Origin of the sequence: Nocardioides sp. (assembly GCF_024509035.1) — a bacterium.
In the GTDB taxonomy this organism is placed as follows: Bacteria; Actinomycetota; Actinomycetes; order Propionibacteriales; family Nocardioidaceae; genus Nocardioides.
In genome coordinates, this window is sequence record NZ_JANINT010000326.1 from 19775 (window position 1) to 21296 (window position 1522).

A 1522-nucleotide genomic window follows, 5' to 3' on the forward strand; every position below is an offset into this window, starting at 1 on the left:
TTCTTCCACGGCGGCGGCTTCATGTACGGCGACCTGCAGTCCCACGACGCCTCCTGCCGGTTCCTCGCCGAGCGCTCCGGGGTGCGGGTGCTCGCCGTCGACTACCGGCTCGGGCCGGAGGAGCCGTTCCCCGCGTCGTACGACGACGCGCTGGCCGCCCACCGCTGGGTCGTCGACCACGCCGCCGAGGTGGGCGCCGACCCCGCGCGGATCGCGGTCGGCGGCGACTCGGCGGGCGGCAACCTCGCCGCCGTGGTTGCGATCGAGACTGCGCGGGCTGGTCTGCCGCTGGCCTTCCAGCTGCTCGTCTACCCCGCGACCGACGCGGTGCGCGAGACCGAGAGCGCGGAGCTGTTCGCCGACGGCTTCTACCTCACCAAGGCGTTCATGGACCTCGCGAACGAGTGCTACATCGGCGCCGGCGACCCCCGCGACCCGCGGGTCTCACCGCTCTACGCCGACCTCCCGGCCGGCCTGGCGCCGGCGTACGTCGCCACCGCCGGCTTCGACCCGCTGCGCGACGAGGGCGAGGCCTACGCCCGCCGCCTCGTCGACGCCGGCGTGCACGTCGAGCTGCGTCGCTTCACCGACCAGATCCACGGGTTCTTCAACATCGTCGGCGCCGGCCGCACCGCCCGCGCCGCCAACGCCGAGATCGCCGTCAAGCTCAAGGCCGCCCTCGGCGCCTGAGCGGGCCGCGGCCCACCTGTAACGCCGTGTTACCCCTTCCTCCCACCGTGGTGCAGCGCCGGAGGCAGAAGGGGTAACACGGCGTTACATCGGCGGCGGCCGATCCCCACGCCCACCCTCAGGCAGCGTGGAACCGGCTACGACACGGGCACGGCCACCCGTTGTCGGTCGGCTCCCCGCAGCCGACCCGGACGGTCCGACCGCGGATCCGCAGCATCAACCGTCGTGTGGCGCTGACCGGCGTCGTGCGTGTGTGCCCGCAGCGCACGCACGCAGACCCCTCCCCCGAGGAGCTCATGGCTCCATCGTGAACTCGATCCGGAGCGTGCGGGCCCGGTTCGGGGATTGTTCACGCAGCGGTCTGGTCCGCTCGCTCGTCAGCGTCGCAGGCTGATGGTCTTGGTGGTCGTGGCGCCGTCGCTGGTGGTGATGACGACCTTCGCACGGGTGACCTTGCGGCTGGTGAGCGCGGTCGCGGCGGCACCGGTTGCGCGCAGCGTCAGCTGCCCGTCGCCGGCGGTCAGCGTGGCCCGACCGCTGCCGAGGGTCGACCCGGCGCGCAGCGCCGTGCCCCGGATGCGGCTGACCGCCACGAGGCGGGCGCTGACGACGCAGTCGCTCGCACACCGGACCGCGAGTCCCACCGACGCCGACCGGGCGCTGCCGGCCACGCTGGCGGTGGTGGTGGGCAGGATCGCCCAGCCGTCGCCGTACGCCGTGAACGTGCTGGTCGCCCGGTCGTCGGCCGTGGTGGCGTCGGGTGCGGTGGCGGAGACCGTCGCGGTGTTGGCGATGCGCACCGACACCGGCTCGCCGCTGGTGCGGATGTCAA

At 73.7% G+C, this 1522-nt stretch carries 2 protein-coding genes; one reads left to right on the forward strand and one right to left on the reverse strand.

What is annotated here, in order from left to right; all coding sequences use genetic code 11:
- A partial coding sequence (locus Q0L15_RS20395; RefSeq protein WP_296606490.1) for an alpha/beta hydrolase occupies positions 1–690 on the forward strand: 690 nt, incomplete at its 5' end.
- A gap of 377 nt (positions 691–1067) precedes the next feature.
- On the opposite strand, the gene Q0L15_RS20400 is transcribed toward Q0L15_RS20395, so the two are convergent.
- A partial coding sequence (locus Q0L15_RS20400) for a hypothetical protein (protein ID WP_296606491.1) occupies positions 1068–1522 on the reverse strand: 455 nt, incomplete at its 5' end.